Source organism: Haloarcula sp. JP-L23 (assembly GCF_011602445.1).
Classification (GTDB): Archaea; Halobacteriota; Halobacteria; order Halobacteriales; family Haloarculaceae; genus Haloarcula; species Haloarcula pellucida.
The window spans coordinates 3,363,037-3,378,002 of sequence record NZ_CP050014.1 but is presented as its reverse complement, the minus strand read 5'-3'; the positions used below and the strand labels follow the sequence as shown (position 1 = coordinate 3,378,002).

Annotated in this window: 12 protein-coding genes; 4 read left to right on the top strand and 8 right to left on the bottom strand. The window is 66.2% G+C overall.

Going from position 1 to position 14,966, the window contains the following annotated elements:
- The first annotated feature begins 39 nt into the window (after positions 1-39).
- On the top strand, positions 40-1,827 hold the full coding sequence (gene arcS, locus G9465_RS17705) for an archaeosine synthase subunit alpha (RefSeq protein ID WP_166972421.1): 1,788 nt from the start codon (positions 40-42) through the stop codon (positions 1,825-1,827).
- Between the two features lie 110 nt (positions 1,828-1,937).
- Here the strand turns inward: arcS and G9465_RS17700 are convergent, their stop codons facing one another.
- Complete coding sequence (locus G9465_RS17700) at positions 1,938-2,228, bottom strand: antibiotic biosynthesis monooxygenase (RefSeq protein ID WP_166972419.1); 291 nt, start codon at positions 2,226-2,228, stop codon at positions 1,938-1,940.
- A gap of 145 nt (positions 2,229-2,373) precedes the next feature.
- On the opposite strand from G9465_RS17700, the gene G9465_RS17695 reads away from it, so the two are divergent.
- Positions 2,374-3,312 (top strand): hypothetical protein, encoded by a 939-nt coding sequence (locus G9465_RS17695; protein ID WP_166972417.1) that lies wholly within the window; start codon positions 2,374-2,376, stop codon positions 3,310-3,312.
- A gap of 44 nt (positions 3,313-3,356) precedes the next feature.
- On the opposite strand, the gene G9465_RS17690 is transcribed toward G9465_RS17695, so the two are convergent.
- The 7 genes from G9465_RS17690 to G9465_RS17660 form a co-directional block, all read right to left on the bottom strand.
- Positions 3,357-4,691 (bottom strand): hemolysin family protein, encoded by a 1,335-nt coding sequence (locus tag G9465_RS17690; protein WP_166972415.1) that lies wholly within the window; start codon positions 4,689-4,691, stop codon positions 3,357-3,359.
- A gap of 4 nt (positions 4,692-4,695) precedes the next feature.
- Positions 4,696-6,798, bottom strand: coding sequence for an ABC transporter ATP-binding protein (locus G9465_RS17685; RefSeq protein WP_166972413.1), 2,103 nt, complete (start codon positions 6,796-6,798; stop codon positions 4,696-4,698).
- Positions 6,795-7,715 carry an ABC transporter permease gene (locus G9465_RS17680; protein WP_166972411.1) on the bottom strand — a complete coding sequence of 307 codons (921 nt, stop codon included), beginning with the start codon at positions 7,713-7,715 and terminating at the stop codon, positions 6,795-6,797. Before G9465_RS17680 ends, G9465_RS17685 begins: the two co-directional genes overlap by 4 nt.
- On the bottom strand, positions 7,712-8,707 hold the full coding sequence (locus G9465_RS17675; RefSeq protein ID WP_166972409.1) for an ABC transporter permease: 996 nt from the start codon (positions 8,705-8,707) through the stop codon (positions 7,712-7,714). The genes G9465_RS17680 and G9465_RS17675 overlap by 4 nt, the downstream gene beginning before the upstream one ends.
- 152 nt (positions 8,708-8,859) lie before the next feature.
- A complete protein-coding gene (locus G9465_RS17670) occupies positions 8,860-10,785 on the bottom strand; it encodes an ABC transporter substrate-binding protein (RefSeq protein WP_166972407.1) in 1,926 nt (641 codons plus the stop codon).
- 128 nt (positions 10,786-10,913) lie between these two features.
- Positions 10,914-11,564 (bottom strand): helix-turn-helix domain-containing protein, encoded by a 651-nt coding sequence (locus tag G9465_RS17665; RefSeq protein WP_166973100.1) that lies wholly within the window; start codon positions 11,562-11,564, stop codon positions 10,914-10,916.
- Positions 11,565-11,655: 91 nt separating this feature from the next.
- Positions 11,656-13,089 (bottom strand): SLC13 family permease, encoded by a 1,434-nt coding sequence (locus tag G9465_RS17660; protein WP_166972405.1) that lies wholly within the window; start codon positions 13,087-13,089, stop codon positions 11,656-11,658.
- Between the two features lie 122 nt (positions 13,090-13,211).
- Here G9465_RS17660 and G9465_RS17655 point away from each other — a divergent pair, with 122 nt between their 5' ends.
- Together G9465_RS17655 and G9465_RS17650 are read left to right on the top strand one after the other, a co-directional pair.
- A complete protein-coding gene (locus G9465_RS17655) occupies positions 13,212-13,577 on the top strand; it encodes a VanZ family protein (RefSeq protein ID WP_166972403.1) in 366 nt (121 codons plus the stop codon).
- A 188-nt stretch (positions 13,578-13,765) separates the two neighbouring features.
- Entirely contained in the window at positions 13,766-14,935 is a 1,170-nt protein-coding gene (locus G9465_RS17650; protein WP_166972402.1) for a sensor histidine kinase KdpD, read from the top strand.
- The last annotated feature ends 31 nt before the right edge of the window (positions 14,936-14,966 follow it).

Here is a 14,966-nt window from a genome sequence, read left to right as displayed (position 1 = left end):
AGAGCAAGATAGTTACTCGCCCGTGGCCGAGAAGTGGGCATGACCGACTACTTCGAGGTCCACGAGCGCGACGGTGCCGCGCGACTGGGCGAGTTGCGCCTCGCCGAGTCCGTGACGACCCCGGCGCTGGTCGACGACGTGGACGCCGACACGCCCGGTGACGTCCATCGGGTCCTCCGCGACGCCGGCAGTCGCTGGCCCGCCAAACAGGAGACGCCGGAAGGCGACGAGTCGCGGGTGACGGTACTCCCACACCGCGGCCTGCCCGCGGGCACGCCCGAGGAAGTCACAGAGGCCTTTGCCCCCGAGTACCCCGACGTCTCGTTCCCGAGCGGTGCCGTCGTCTCGCCGGACACTGCCGAGGACGTCGGCAGCGACGTGTACGTCCTCGCTGGCGCGCCGGGCTACGTGGGCCACGCGTCGGCGTTCGTCGACGCCGTGACGACCACGCGGGAGGCTACGCCCGCCGACACCGCTCTCTATCTGCCCGGCGTCGCCACGCCCCGGAACGTCGCGACGCTCGTCTATTCGGGTGTCGACGTCGTGGACCCCCACCGGGCCGTGATCCGCGGGACGGAGGGGCGCTATCTGACGACGGACGAGGCGTACTTCCTCGAAGACTTAGACGAACTCCCCTGCTCGTGTCCGGCCTGTCAGGTGCCCCGCGAGGAGTTCACGCGCGAGGACTGCGTCGAACACAACGTCAACGCCCTCGCGGCGGAACTCCGCCGGGTCCGCCGCCGCATCCGCGACGGCCGCCTGCGGGACTACGTTGAGGGACAGGCCCGACAGGACAACTGGCTGACCGCGACGTTCCGCCGACTGGACCAGCAGTACGGCTACGTCGAACAGCGGACGCCCCTGATTCGGCGCGCACAGCTATCGGCGGCCAGCGAGGACTCGATTCGCCGCGTCGAGATTCAGCGCTTCGCCGAGCGAGTGACCGACCGCTACGTCCCGCGGTTCGACGACCGGCCGCTCGTCATCGTCCCCTGTTCCGCCCGGAAACCCTACAGCGACTCCCAGAGCCACAAGCAGTACCACGACGCCGTCCACTGGCGCGCCCACATGGTGTCGATGACCTCGCCCATCGGCGTCGTCCCGCAGGAACTCGAACTCACCTACCCTGCCCAGCACTACGACTCGGTGGTGACGGGCCGCTGGACTGCAAACGAAATCGAGTTCGTCTCGCAGGTCCTCGAACGCTACCTCGACGACGCCGACTACCCCGAAATCATCGCGCACGTCCCCGGCGAGGGGTACCGCGACATCTGTGAACGCGTCGAGGACGCCCTCGGCCTCGAGTTCACCTACACCGTCTCCGACCACCCGACGACGGCCGACTCGCTCGGCAACCTCGCGGCCGAACTGGAGGGGTGGGACACCTACCGGAAGTCGACCCGCGAGGCCAACACCATCCGGGCCGTCGCAGACTACCAGTTCGGCGCCGGTGCGGGCGACGAGATGTTCGCCGACATCGGCACGCAGGGCCGCTATCCACAGTTGCGGGCCGACGACGAGGACGGCGAGCAACTGGCGGCGCTGGCCCAGCAGTACGGCGTCCTCTCGCTGACGCTCGCGGGTGCACGCCGCTGGGTCGAGAGCGACGTCCCGACCAAAACGGTCGAGATAGAGCCGTTCGTCCCCCACGGGTCGGTCCTCGCGCCGGGCATCGTCGACGCCAGCGACGACATCCGCGTCGGCGACGACGTCGTCGTGCGGGGCGACGCCGCCTTCGGCGTCGGCCGCGCCGAGATGAACGGGTCGGAGATGCAGTCCTCGACGCGGGGCATCGCCGTCCAGATGCGCCACGTCGAGGAGCGGTAGGGCGCGACCGTCCCAGTGTCAATCCCGGGTCGATTTCTGCTCGACGGGGCTGAACGGACAGCTCAGTGGCTGAGTGAATCCAGCAGCGACGGTGAGACAACAGGCCAAAATCAGGCCGGAGAAAGCGCCTTTCGTTCCGTCAGATCGAGATACGATATCTCGACGTCGTGCATCTCCGGTTCGGTCAACTCGTCCTCACCGACGAGATAGTCGTTCCAAGCGCGGGCGTTCGTTTCCTCGTCGAACTTGATGAGGACGGTAATCTCGTTCGGATTCGCGGTGGACTGAAAGAGTTGATAGCTCTCTCCGCCGTACTCCGCCCGGCGAGAGTGATACCGCTCGAAGTCGTCCTTCCATTCGTCGAAGTCGTCGACGGTCGCTTTCACGTGCATGTACGCCATCGGGTTCACCTAGTACTCGATACGACGGACGGGGCTAAGAGCTGATATTGCCGCTTACTGCTATTTTTGCGACAGATAGACACACACTCGTCGGTCGGATCACTCTCCGCCCACCTTTTTTGTCCGCCGTCGACTACCGGAACCGATGGCTGGAGCGCTCACGCTGTATCTCTTCGTCGTCGCCGGGATGGTCGTCTGTCTCGCCGGCGCGTACGTCTACTACGAGGCGGCCGCGATGCCAAACAGCGCACTTCCTGCTGGACTCACACCGCGTGACGGCGCGGCAATCACCGTGGTCACGCTCGTCGTCGTCGTCGCGATGGGGTTTCTCGGCGACGTGACGTTCTTCGACCCCGAGACGGACGTCCGGGGGGTCGGAATGCTCGTCCTCGGGTCGTCGATACCGCTCGTCCTCGGACTGGCCGGCCTCGCCAGTTGCCGGACCTTCGTCCGGCGGTGGCGACGACTCCATCCCGACGGCGACGTGCCGACGGGGTCGCTGTCGCCCGGTGCGGCGGCCTGTACGGGCGAGGTTACCGACGCCGCCGTCGACAGCGCACCGGTCACGGGCCGCGAGGCGTGTTGCTGGTCGTGGAACGTCGAGGTACTGGACCCCCACGGCGTCGGCGACGTCGGCCAGCGAGAGCAGTGGGTCGTCCGGGACGGTGGCGTCGGCGGCGTCCGCTTTGCCGTCGACGACGGGAGCGGGCCGGTGTGGGTCGACCCCGACGACGCGACGGTGGACCTCGCGGCCACGCGGACGCTGTCACTCGACGCCGACGAAAGCCTGTCCGCCGACTTCCCGAACCCCGCGCCGAAGGTGGAACGCGACCACCGGGAAAAGCCACGCCGCTACGAGGAGTCGGTCGCCGGGCCGGGCGACCACGTCGCCGTCGCGGGGACTGCGCGGCCAACCGACGACGGACTCGTCCTCGGCGGAGACGTCCACGTCGCCGTGGGGTCGCTGTCGACAGCGGCGTCCCGGTACCGGAACCGGGCGGCGATATACGGCGTGGCTGGCGTCGCCGGCGTCGTCGTGGGCCTCCGGGCGCTGGCGTTGGTCCTCGGCGTCACGTCACTCTGACGGCCCTATTCGACGCACGCGTTTGCCGCGCTGTGCGGTCCCGACTAGCCCGACGCGGTCGCTTCGCGCTCTGCGGGTTCGGACGGTTCGGGGTCGGTGATGCGCACTCGCTCGATTCGGGTCCTATCGACGGCCTCGACGGTCAGTTCGGCCCCGTCGTAGGTGATGGTCTCGCCGGCTTCGACCAGTCGGCCGGCGCGGTTGAAGACGAACCCGGCGACCGTCTCGAACTCCTCGCCGTCCGGCAGGTCGACGCCGACCACGTCGTTGACGGCCTCGACGTCGACGGCTCCGTCGACCACCACGGTTCGTTCGTCGACCACGTCGATTGGGTGGTCCTCGCCGACGTCGAGTATCTCGCCGACGACGGATTCGACGATGTCCTCGGTCGTGACGATGCCCTCCGTCGTCCCGAACTCGTCGACGACGACCACCTGCTCGACGCGCCGGTCGCGCATCTCGCGGAACAGGTCGTCGACGTGCTTGCTCTCGGGGACGTGGAGCGTCTCTCGCACGTAGCCGTCCAGCGAGTCGTCCGCGGCGTCGTCGCCGTCGACGAGGGTACGGAGTTCGACGACGCCGACCACGCTGTCGAGGTCGCTTTCGTAGACGGGCAGGCGGGAGTGGCCGCTCTCGACGCAGGCCGCCACGGCGTCGTCGACGGTCGCCGTCCGGGGGACGGCGGTCACGTCGAGTCGCGGGGTCATCACCTCCTTGGCGATGGTGTCGTCGAAGCGAAACACCCGCTGGAGCATCTCGCGCTCTTCGCGCTCGATGACGCCCTCGCTCTCGCCGGTCTGAATCAACTCCCGTATCTCGTCGCGGGTCACGTAGGACGTCTCGATGGCGGTACCGCCGCCGCTCAGGCGGTTGACGACGCGGGTCAGCCTATCGAACGTGACCACCAGCGGATACAGCACGTACTCCGAGAGTTGCAGCGGTCGGCCGACGGCCAGTGCCCACGATTCGGTGTTCTCGATGGCGTAGGACTTGGGGGCGCTCTCGCCGAACAGCAGGACGACGGCCGTAACGCCGAACGTCGCCGCGAGCACCGCCTGCCCCTGTGTGAGGTACATCGCGAGCAGTCCCGTCGCGATGGAGGACATGGCGATGTTGACGAGGTTGTTCCCGACGAGGATGGTCACCAGTAGTCGGTGCGGGTCGTCTTTCAGCGACGCGACGGTCTCCGCGCCGGTGGCACCGTCGGCCACGAGCGACTCGACGCGGTGCCGGGCCAGCGAGAACATCGCTATCTCCGCCGAGGAGAAGAAGCCCGACAGCGCGAGCAACGCGACGAGCGACGCGACGCCGACGGCAGTCGCGGCGTCCGTCGAGAGGCCCCCGAAGACCGACACGACGCTCGTCTCGAACCCTGCCATGGCGTCAGTCGCTCAGCGAGTCGGCGTCGACCGGCGTCTCGAAGCCCCCGTCGCCGGCGGTCCCCTTGGAGGCGGCCGACTCGCTCTCGTCGTCGGGGAAGTAACACGCGGCCCGGTGGTCGGCGTCGCCGGCCTCGTCGAGGCCCGGTTCGGCCTCCCAGCACGACTCCTCGGCCTTGGGGCACCGCGGCGCGAACGCACACCCCGAGGGGAGGTCGACCGGGTCCGGTGGTTCCCCGTCGAGGAGGACCCGAGTCCGGTCGGCCGTCGGGTCTTTCTCCGGGGCCGCGGCGAGCAACGACGTCGTGTAGGGATGTTTCGGCTGAGTCGCGATGCGGCCGACGTCGCCCTCCTCGATGATCCGCCCGAGGTACATGATTGCCAGTCGGTCCGACACCTGCACCAGACTCGCGAGGTCGTGGGAGATGTAGACGATGCCGATGTCCTCGGCGTCGGCCAGTCCCCGGAGCAGGTTCAACAAGTTCACCTTCAGCGAGACGTCCAGCATCGACGCCGGTTCGTCGCAGATGAGGAAGTCCGGGTCCAACACCAGCGCCTTCGCGACGGCGACGCGCTGGCGTTGCCCGCCCGAGAGTTCGTGTGGATACTGGTCTAGGAACTTCTCGGCGGGCGTCAGCCCCACCTTCTCTAAGGTCTCGACGATGGCCCGTTCCCGCTCGTCGGTCCGGTAGTCGTGGATGGTCAGCGGTTCGCCGACCAACTTCCGGACGGTCTGTCTTGGGTTCAGCGAGTCGAACGGGTCCTGGAAGATTATCTGGACCTTCCGGCGGAACTCCTGTAAGTTCCCGTCCTGATAGTACTCGAAGGGTTCGCCGTCGAACACCATCTCGCCGCCAGTGGGGTCCTCAAGCAGGGCGATTGTCTCGCCCAGCGTGGACTTCCCGCACCCACTCTCGCCGGCGACACCGAGCACCTCCGACCGGCGGACCGACAGCGAGACGCCGTCGACGGCCTTCACGTAGTCGGGGTCCTCGCCGCGGAACTGGCTCACCAGCGACTGGCTCTGCTCGTAGTACTTCTCCAACCCGTCGGTTTCGAGGACGACCTCCCCGCGGTCGGAGCCGTCGGCGTCCGAGTCGGGGATGTCCCACGTCTCCGGGGATTTGGCGTCTCGGCGCATCTGGGCTGCTTCCTCGACGTTGTGACAGGCCGACCGGTGGTTCCGGTTGGGGAGGTCCACGAGGTCGGGATGGGACTCGCCGCACTCGTCGGTGGCGAACGGACAGCGGTCCTCGAACACGCAGGCGGTCGGTTCCCGATTCAGGTTCGGCGGCGACCCGGGAATCGCCACCGGGTCGGCGTCGCCGTCCTCGATTTCGGGGAAGGAGTTCTTCAGCCCCATCGTGTACGGGTTCGTGGGGTTGACGAGGACGTTGTCGACGCTGCCCTGTTCCATCACCTTCCCGCCGTAGAGGATTGACAGTTCGTCGCAGGTCTCGGCGATGACGCCGATTTCGTGGGTGATGAGGAGCAGGGAACTGTCCATGCGCTCCTGTATCTCCAGAATCTTGTCGATTATCTTGTCCTGGACGATGACGTCGAGGCCGGTGGTCGGTTCGTCGGCGATGATGAGGTCCGGTTCCAGCGCCAGCGCCATCGCGATGGTGACGCGCTGGCGCATCCCGCCGGAGAACTCGTGTGGGTAGTCGTCGATGCGGTCGGGGTCGAGTCCGACGATTTCGAACAGTTCGCGGACGCGGTTCCTCGCCTTCGCATCCGAGACGTTCCGATGGTTGTGGATGGCCTGCGTGATTTGGGCGCCCGTGGACATCACGGGGTCCAGCGAGTCCATCGCGCTCTGTGGGATGTACGCGATGTCCTCCCAGAGGACGTCCCGGCGTTCGGCTTCCGAGAGCGAGGTGAGGTCTTTCCCGTCGAACTGGATGGTCCCGCGTTCGACGGTGCCGTTGCCCGGAAGCAAGCCCAGCAACGCCTCCGCGACCGTGGACTTCCCGGACCCGGACTCGCCTGCGAGGCCGTAGTTGACGCCCTCGTCGATGCTGAACGAGACGTCGTTGACGGCGTGGACGCTCTCGTCGTCGGTCGTGTACGTGACTTTGAGGTCTTCGACTTCGAGTAGGCTCATTGATCGGTCTGGATTTCGGGGTTGATGACTTCCTCGTAGGCGCGGCCGATGAGGAACACCGAGGTGGTCACGGCGGCGATACCGATGGCGGGCGGGAACACCCACCACCACGCGATGCGCATGTTGCCGGACTCGAACACCTGCCGGAGCATCCGGCCCCAACTGGTCATCGTCGGGTCGCCGAATCCGAGGAACGCGAGGCTGGCCTGCGCGGCGATGGCCCACGCGACGCCGTAGGCGGTGTACAGGAAGCCGATGGGCAGGACGTTCGGGCCGACGTGGTAGAACATCGTCCGGAAGTCGCTGGCGCCGCTCGCGCGCGCGGACTTGACGAACGTCCGCTCGCGCACCGACAGCACCTCAGAACGGACGACGCGGGCCGGCATCTTCCAGAGGAACCCGGCGATGATGGCGGTCATCAGCCAGATGTTCGGGGTGACGAACGTCAACAGCAGCAGCGCCATCGGCATGAACGGCAGCGAGAACGTCAGGTCGGTCAGGCGCATCAGCACCTCGTCGACCCAGCCGCCGTAGTAGCCGCTGACGAGGCCGACGAGGAAGCCGATAGCACCGGTGCCGAGGCCGCCGAACAGGCCGACGATGAGCGTCGGCCGCGCCCCGGCGAGGAACTGGCTCAGGACGTCTTTCCCGTAGGCCGTCGTCCCGAGGACGGCGGCCCCCGTCGGCCCGGAGAGACGCAGGATAGACCCGGCTTGGTCCCGGACGGTGTACTCGATGGGGTCGTGGGGTGCCAGTAACGGTCCGAACACGCCCGTGAACACGAACGCACCGACGACGAGGACGCCGGCGAAGGCCAATCGGTCCTGTCGCAGGAACGCGAACTGGTCGCGGACGAGCGACTGAATCCGGTCGACGCGCTTGTACAACTCCGCTTTGGGTTTGGTCTCGGTGCTCATGCGGACCCACTCCCGTTGGTCGAGACGGTCGGGTCGAAGTACGCGTACAGCACGTCGGCGGCGAGGTTCGCGATGATGACGGCGAGCGCCATGATGAACACCGCGGCCTGCACCAGCGGGTAGTCCTGTTGCTGGATGGCGAGGACGAGTTCGCGGCCGATGCCCGGCCAGCCGAACACCACCTCCAGCAGGATGAGTCCCTGAAATATCATCCCGAGGCGGAGTGCGAAGTACGTCAGGATGGGCAGCATCGAGTTCCGCCCGGCGCGGGCCAGTTGCTGCATCTCCGAGAGCCCCTTCGCGCGGTGGAGTTTCAGGAACTCGGAGCCGCGCTTCTCGACGACGCCGTTGCGGGCCAACAGCAGGAAGTCGCCGCTGTAGTACAGCACGGCGACGGTAAAGGGCAGGACGTAGTGGTAGGCGAAGTCGACCGAGAGGAACGTCTCTGCGTACCCCTCGGGCGAGGCGGTCACCGACCGCATCCCGAAGGCGGGCACCAGTTCGAGGTTGTAGGCGAACACGATGATGAAGAAGATGCCCGTGATGAACACCGGCGTCGACCGGAGGAACGTCGTCGAGATGATGCTGAACTTCTCGAGGAAGCTCCCCCGGTTCCAGCCGACGTACATCCCGAGCGAGGAGCTCAGAACCGCCGTCGTCACTAGCGCCGGGACCAGCAGGATGAGCGTGTTCACCAGTCGCGGTTCGAGGACGCTCCAGACGGGCTGGCTCCGCAGGATGGAGTAACCGAACTCGAAGGTGAGGATGCTCCCCATGTAGCTGATGTACTGCTGCCACAGGGGCTGATTCAGGCCGTACATCGAGCGAATCTCGTTTATTTGTTGCTGGTTGAGGTTGCCGGAGGTGACCAGCGCCTCGAACGGACTCCCGGGGAGGAGGCGCAGGACGACGAAGATGACCGACACCGCCACGAGCGTCAACAGCACGGATATCGCCAGCCGCTTCGCGAGGAATCGCTGGAACTGCGTCATCGGTCGGCCTCCCGGGTCGGTCGCGTGGTCGTCGGCTGTACGTCTGTTCGGGCCGTCCAGCGCGCGGCGAGCGGCGCGCTACCGGGCCGTTCCGGCCGTCCTCTCGTCTCTGTGTGTAGGGGGCAGTCGGTGTGCATTGTCCTGTGTGCTGATTACGAGAAGTCCGGCTGGCCGAGTTCGGAGCGGCGTTTGTGGGCGTTGCCGGGCTGGATGCGCTCGACGAACGCGCCCCACGCGTCCCCGTTGGGGAACCGCAGGTTTTCGTCACTGTCCCACGTGTAGCCGGCTTTCTTCAGCACCGCCCGGGCCTCGTCTATGTTGAACTCGTATCCCGGCGTCTCGCCGTTGTGCCACTGCGTGAGGTCCGAGATGGGGTTCTCGCCGTTTGGCACGGTCGCCCGACCCTGCAGGACGCCCTCGGCGAACCCGCCGGAGTCGACGGCTTTCGCCAGCGCGACGCGGAACTCCTTGTCGCGGACGAGCGGACAGGAGAACATGAGCTTCGTGTCGAGCGGCGCGAAGTTGCCGCTCGTCATCTTCTCGACGCCGCTGGTGCCGGCCGCGCGGTCGGCCTGACTGTTCGAGAGCGTCGCGCCGACGGCGTCGATTTCGCCGCCCTGCAGCGAGCCGATCATCGAGTCGATGTTGCCGACGTTGATCCAGATGACGTTCTCGACCCCGGGACCGCTCTCGGCTTGGTCGCCCAGCGCGTCTGCCCGCCAGTCGTCGTCGAACATCCAGTGGCCCTCGTTGCGTGAGACTTCGAAGCGGGTCCCCTGCTCCCAGTTCTCGAACTGGAAGGGACCGGTTCCGACGGGGGCGTCGGGGTTGTGCTGAGACGGGTTGTCGACGTCCTCCCACTTGTGCTTCGGGATGATGACGCTGCGGACGACGCGCTGGGTCATGAACGCCGCGTCGGGGTTCTTCAGGTTGAACCGGACCTCGTGGTCACCCAGCACTTCGACGGACTCTATCGGCTCGTAGAACGGCGTCTGACTCGTCGAGGAGTGTTCCTTGTACAGTTCGACGGTGAACTTCACGTCCTCGGCGGTGAACGGTTCGCCGTCGTGCCACTCGACACCCTCGCGGAGCGTGAGTTCGACGGTGGTATCGTCGACGAACCCGCCGCCGGTCGCCAGCGCCGGAACCACGTCTAAGTCGGGCGTCGCGTCGAACAGGCCGTCGTAGATGAACGTCAGACGCTTCGCTTCCGCCCCGCCGGCGGCCCACGGCAGGTTCAGGGAGTTCATCGACGTCGTGACGCCTTTCACGTAGGTCTTGTCGTCGGTCTGCGGTTGGAGGTTGACCTCCGACCAGACGAACGAGTCCTTCGTCGGGCCGTTGCCCGGCGTCTTCACGTAGCCGCTCCACTTGTCCGTGTTGACGGCCGTGATGACGTCCGGGAACAGCGTGATGAGCGCACCCACGTCCTCGGCGAATATCTCCTGTGCGCGGTCGACGAGTTCCTCGCGCTTCGCCCGGTCGGTCGTCTGGGCCTGTTCGGTGAGGATTTCCTGTAGCTCAGGGTGGTAGTAGTTGTCGTAGTTCGAGAGGCTCCCGGCGCTCCGGCGCATCAACAGCGGGTTCGGGTCCAACCCGCGCTGTGGGTCCGGGCCGTGGGTACTCATCGAGATGACCGCTTCCAGCCCCTTCGTCGCCCAACTCTGGGCGTACAGTTGGTTGAGCGGCCGGTCGTTGAGTTCCGTACTGATACCGAGGTCGCTGAGTCCCCGCTGGACCATTAGCGCGTGTTCGCGCATCCACGGGTCGTCCTCGCTGGAGAACTCGACCGGAAGCGGGTCCAGCACCGCGCCCGCGGACGCATTGTAGTCCAGTGGCGGCGAGTCGGCGTCGATGGTGTCCCACTCGCGCCAGTACTGGGTCTGGACCGTCTCCGGCGTCCCCTCCGGCACGTTGGGCGTGAGGCTCTCGCCACCGCTACCGCCGTCGCCACCGTCGCCGCCACACCCGGCGAGTGCGCTCGTCGCGAGGGTCGTCCCCGTCGCCGCGAGGTAGCCACGTCGGGTCAGTCCTGAGCCGGTTCCGCTGCCGTATTCATCATCATCTTTCGGCGCCATCTCGCCCCCATCTTCCGGGCTATCTAGAATCGTTTTACTCCCTATGCCGACCGATATCTATCGAATTTTAAAACGGGGTGGATATTTTCGGGCCGGTTTGCGTGTCTGTTAGAACATTCCCACACACGTCACTCTCTCGGGCCGTAGATGAGTTCGAGGAGCGACCGCTCGGCCGTCCGGAGTCGTTCGCTGACCGTCGACTGCGCGACGTCTAGTTCCTCGGCCAGTTCCGTCTCGGACGTCTCCCGTGGCACGTCGAAGTACCCCCGGTTGTAAGCCGTCTCCAGAATCTCCAGTTGGTCGTCGGTGAGTTTCGAGACGAGCACCTCGGTCAGTCGGCCGCTATCCAGCGGTTCGCCCGGCTCCTCGTTCTGTGTGACCGACAGCAACTCGAACTCGCCGAGGGTGGCCTGCACCTCGTCGGCCATCGAGCGGAACTGGTCCCAGTCCCGCGTCGTCGTCACGACTTCGAACCCGCCGTCCTGGAGGACGATGCGGTTCGGAATCGCCTCCTGTCGGAGCACCAACCCGAGGATGAACGGGTACGACTCCGTCGCGAGGATGGTGAGTCGTCGGATGTCCACGTCGGCGGACGCCGTCGGTATCTCGCTGGTGTAGAACAGCGACGCCCCGGAGATGTCGTCGACGAGGGCGTCGGCGTCGAAGTGCTCGCTGGCGACGACGGTCAGCGATTCTATCCACGTCCCGTCCTCGACGTAGAACGCGTTGTCGAGTTCGATGCTCCGCACGGACGACAGTCGCTCTGCTAGCTTCGCCATCACGCCCGTCGGCATCGTGGTGAACTCGACGCGGAGAATGGTTGCCTCCTGTGTCGGGAAGAACCCACTCGCCTATATATGTCTCACGGCATCACGCGACGAGCGGCCAGTATGCCACCCACGCGACGGCGACGACGAGGAGCGAAAGACCCATCGTCAGCAGGCCGAACGAGGCGACGTCGCGGTGCGAGAGCGGTCCGCGGTCCATCGATATCAGTACCGCCGTCGTGTTGAACGGCAGGAGCGTCGTCGACCCGACGACGAGCAACGCCGAAAGCGCCAGATACAGCCGGTCGACGCCGAAGGCACCGCCGAACTCAAGCAGGATGGGGAGTGCGACGACGATAGCGGCCGACCCGGTCGAGAACAGCACCCGAATCCCGACGGCAAGCGCAAGCAACACCGCGACGACCTGCCAGTGGGCCAGTGCTCCGAAGGGGACGACCCGAGTCAGCACGTCGACGACGACGTCGATTGCGCCCGTGGCCTCCATCACCTCGAGTATCGAGAGCATCGCTCCGATGAGGAAGATGATACCCCAACTCACCTCCGTGATGTCCTCTGTCGTGATGACACCGATGCCGGGGAGGGCAAGCACCGTCACCGCGACGGCGGCCGGCACGACCGTCGGGAGGCCGACGAACGACCCGGCGACCCAACTCACCACGGCCCCGGCCACGACGACGGCGACGAGTCGCTGGTCCCGCGTCAACTGGCTCCCGTCGCCGTCCGTCGCCAACGGCGCGTTCTCCGTCTCGGCCACCGTCGTCGTTCCGTCGACGGTCGTCACGACGGCGGCGGCGACAGTGGCCAGCGCGTACAGGAGCACCGTCGGCGGGAGCATCAACACCGCCCACTCCACCCACGTCACCGGTCGGACGCTGTTGCTGACGATTTCGGAGGTGACGAGCGCCATCCCGCCGCCGGTCATCAACGCCATCGACGCGATCGGGTTTACGTGCCCGAGCAAGAGGAACCCGGCCCGCTCGAACCCGCTGTCGTCGGCCAGTCCGAACCCGCTTTCCAACTGTTCGACGATGGGGACGAACGTGACCGCACGGGCCATCGCCGACGGCATCACGAACGCCAGCGCGAGCATGCTTCCCGCGACCGAGCGCAGCGCCCCGCGCGGCGTACTCTCCGCCGAGAGTAGTCGACGAGCCAGTTGCCTGTCCAGACCGACCGTCCCGATGGCGTTGCCCAGTAGCAGGAGCAACAGGAGAAAGAAGACCAGCGTCGAGGCGTATCCGGTCGCCGCGGCCTCGAAGGAATCTACGGTCCCGAGTGCGAACAGGAGCGTCACGCTGAGCACGCTCGAGACGACGTAGGGAACGGGTTCGGTCAACCAGAGGACCAGTGCGGTCAGAAACACCGCGAGCACGCGCTGGGCCGCCATCGTCAGGTCGCCGGGCGGCGGGAGCGTTGCCCCCGCGAGGAGGACGAGCGCGGCCGTCACGAGTCCGAGTGCCTCCGGTGACAGGAGTACACGGCGGGTCGGTACCCTGTCCGTTCGCCCGTCGGTCATTAGCTTCGCTCTCGGGGGTCCAGATGAAGTATCTGATGGCAGGCGCAGTCGTTGGCCGGTTCTCGCGTGCGGCCGAGACCGGTGACCGCCCTGCTTATGCGGTGCCACCCCCTCTCTCGGGTATGGACTCGTCGCGGTTCCGACGACACCTGCCCGCGATAGCGTTCGCCGCCCTCTTGTTGGTCACCTCGCTCGTCCCGGTGCCCGGGAGCGGTGCCGATGCGGTGCCGACGTTGCTCGGTGTCGCGCTGGACAAGTGGGTTCACGCCGGGAGCTACGGAACGCTGACGGTGTTGCTGGCGTGGAGACAGCGGACCCGAACTGTCACCGCCGTCGCCCTTCTCGCGGCGCTGACCGTCGGCTACGGCGCCGGCATCGAGATACTGCAGGGGCTTGTCGCCACCCGTGATACGAGCGGTGCGGACTTCGTCGCCAACGCCGTCGGGGCGGCCCTCGCCAGCGTCGCGTGGCTCTGGTACGGACGGTGACCGCCGTCGCTCGATGGCGACGCCTCGCGCGAGCGCTCGGACTGGTCGGGACGGCGGGAGCCACACGCGAGAGTATCAAACCTGATCTGTCGGGGTACACCCGTGTACTCCATCTTTCCCCTATTTACCATGCATGATAACTAGGGCATAAGTTAATCGTACACGAGTGGCATGTTGGTAGTAGATATATGCCGGGGAAACAACTCTCGTTTCGGCACCGACGGTTCGTTCCCCGGCTACTCGTCGGTTTCGGCAGTCTCGTGTTTCTCTCGCAGGTCGCAGTCCAACTCGCCTTCGACGGCGTGGGCCAACTCGATTCGGTGCAGAATCTCTCCGCGTACGCGGTCAGTGCCGTACTCGCCGGCATCGTGATAGCCGTCGGCCTGTTCCTGACGCGGTCCGCCACTAGCCCCGCCCGCTATCCCCGAGTCGCGCTCTGGTGTCTCGGTACCGCCTCGATACTCCTTGCCATCAACGTCCCGCTGATAGTGGTCAGGCCCGGGTTGGACACCGTGGAAATCGTCGGCTGGGTCCACATCGTCTCCGCCACCGGGGCGGCGGGTGGGGCCGTCATCGGGTTCATCGAAGCGCGGGCCATCGAACAGGCACAGGCCGCCGAACGCGCTCGAGTCAGAGCGGCGGCGACCGAGGCGGAACGGGAACGACTCGACTACCTCAACAGCCTCCTCCGTCACGAGGTGCTAAACAACGCTCAGGTCATCATGGGACGCACCGAGTTGGTTCTCGACGAACACGAAGCGGACATCGAGGACCACTTGCGAACGATTCAGCGTCAAAGCGAGGACATGACTCGCGTCATCGACGACGTACGGACGCTCATCAAAGCGTCTCGGGACGACAGCTCTCTCGTCGAAATCGACCTCTCGTCGCTTCTCGAAGCCGAAATATCGGATCTGCAGTCGAAGTACGACTCGGTCGAGATTACGGACGAGGTCCCCGAAGGCGTCTCCGTTCTCGGCGACGAGATGATGCGGCGCATCTTCGGCAACCTCCTGTCGAACGCCGTCGAGCACAACGACAGTCCGACCCCCTGCGTCGAGATAACCGTCGAACAGACGCCCGAAGTAGTCGCCGTCCACGTCGCCGACAACGGGCCGGGAATCTCGGCGGCGGAGCGTGCGACCCTCTTCGAGCGAAGCCAGAACGAAAACCACCAGGTCGGGTTGTTCCTCGTGAGCGTACTAGCCGACCGATACGACGGCACCATCGAACTCGCCGAAACCGGTCCCGACGGGAGCGCGTTCACGGTCGAGTTCCCGGCCGTCGACGGGGACCCCGACCCGGAGAATCAGTCCGAAGACGAGACTGTGCGGACTACCGCCCGCTCCCGTCTGTAACCGACGTCGGAACGAGTCGGTGCCCGGAGAG

Coding starts and splice junctions, on each gene's coding strand:
- G9465_RS17695 (WP_166972417.1), top strand. CDS start 2,374: ATGGCTGGAGCGCTCACGCTGTATCTCTTCGTCGTCGCCGGGATGGTC.
- G9465_RS17670 (WP_166972407.1), bottom strand. CDS start 10,785: ATGGCGCCGAAAGATGATGATGAATACGGCAGCGGAACCGGCTCAGGA.
- G9465_RS17690 (WP_166972415.1), bottom strand. CDS start 4,691: ATGGCAGGGTTCGAGACGAGCGTCGTGTCGGTCTTCGGGGGCCTCTCG.
- arcS (WP_166972421.1), top strand. CDS start 40: ATGACCGACTACTTCGAGGTCCACGAGCGCGACGGTGCCGCGCGACTG.
- G9465_RS17685 (WP_166972413.1), bottom strand. CDS start 6,798: ATGAGCCTACTCGAAGTCGAAGACCTCAAAGTCACGTACACGACCGAC.
- G9465_RS17675 (WP_166972409.1), bottom strand. CDS start 8,707: ATGACGCAGTTCCAGCGATTCCTCGCGAAGCGGCTGGCGATATCCGTG.
- G9465_RS17660 (WP_166972405.1), bottom strand. CDS start 13,089: ATGACCGACGGGCGAACGGACAGGGTACCGACCCGCCGTGTACTCCTG.
- G9465_RS17650 (WP_166972402.1), top strand. CDS start 13,766: ATGCCGGGGAAACAACTCTCGTTTCGGCACCGACGGTTCGTTCCCCGG.
- G9465_RS17655 (WP_166972403.1), top strand. CDS start 13,212: ATGGACTCGTCGCGGTTCCGACGACACCTGCCCGCGATAGCGTTCGCC.
- G9465_RS17700 (WP_166972419.1), bottom strand. CDS start 2,228: ATGGCGTACATGCACGTGAAAGCGACCGTCGACGACTTCGACGAATGG.
- G9465_RS17665 (WP_166973100.1), bottom strand. CDS start 11,564: ATGGCGAAGCTAGCAGAGCGACTGTCGTCCGTGCGGAGCATCGAACTC.
- G9465_RS17680 (WP_166972411.1), bottom strand. CDS start 7,715: ATGAGCACCGAGACCAAACCCAAAGCGGAGTTGTACAAGCGCGTCGAC.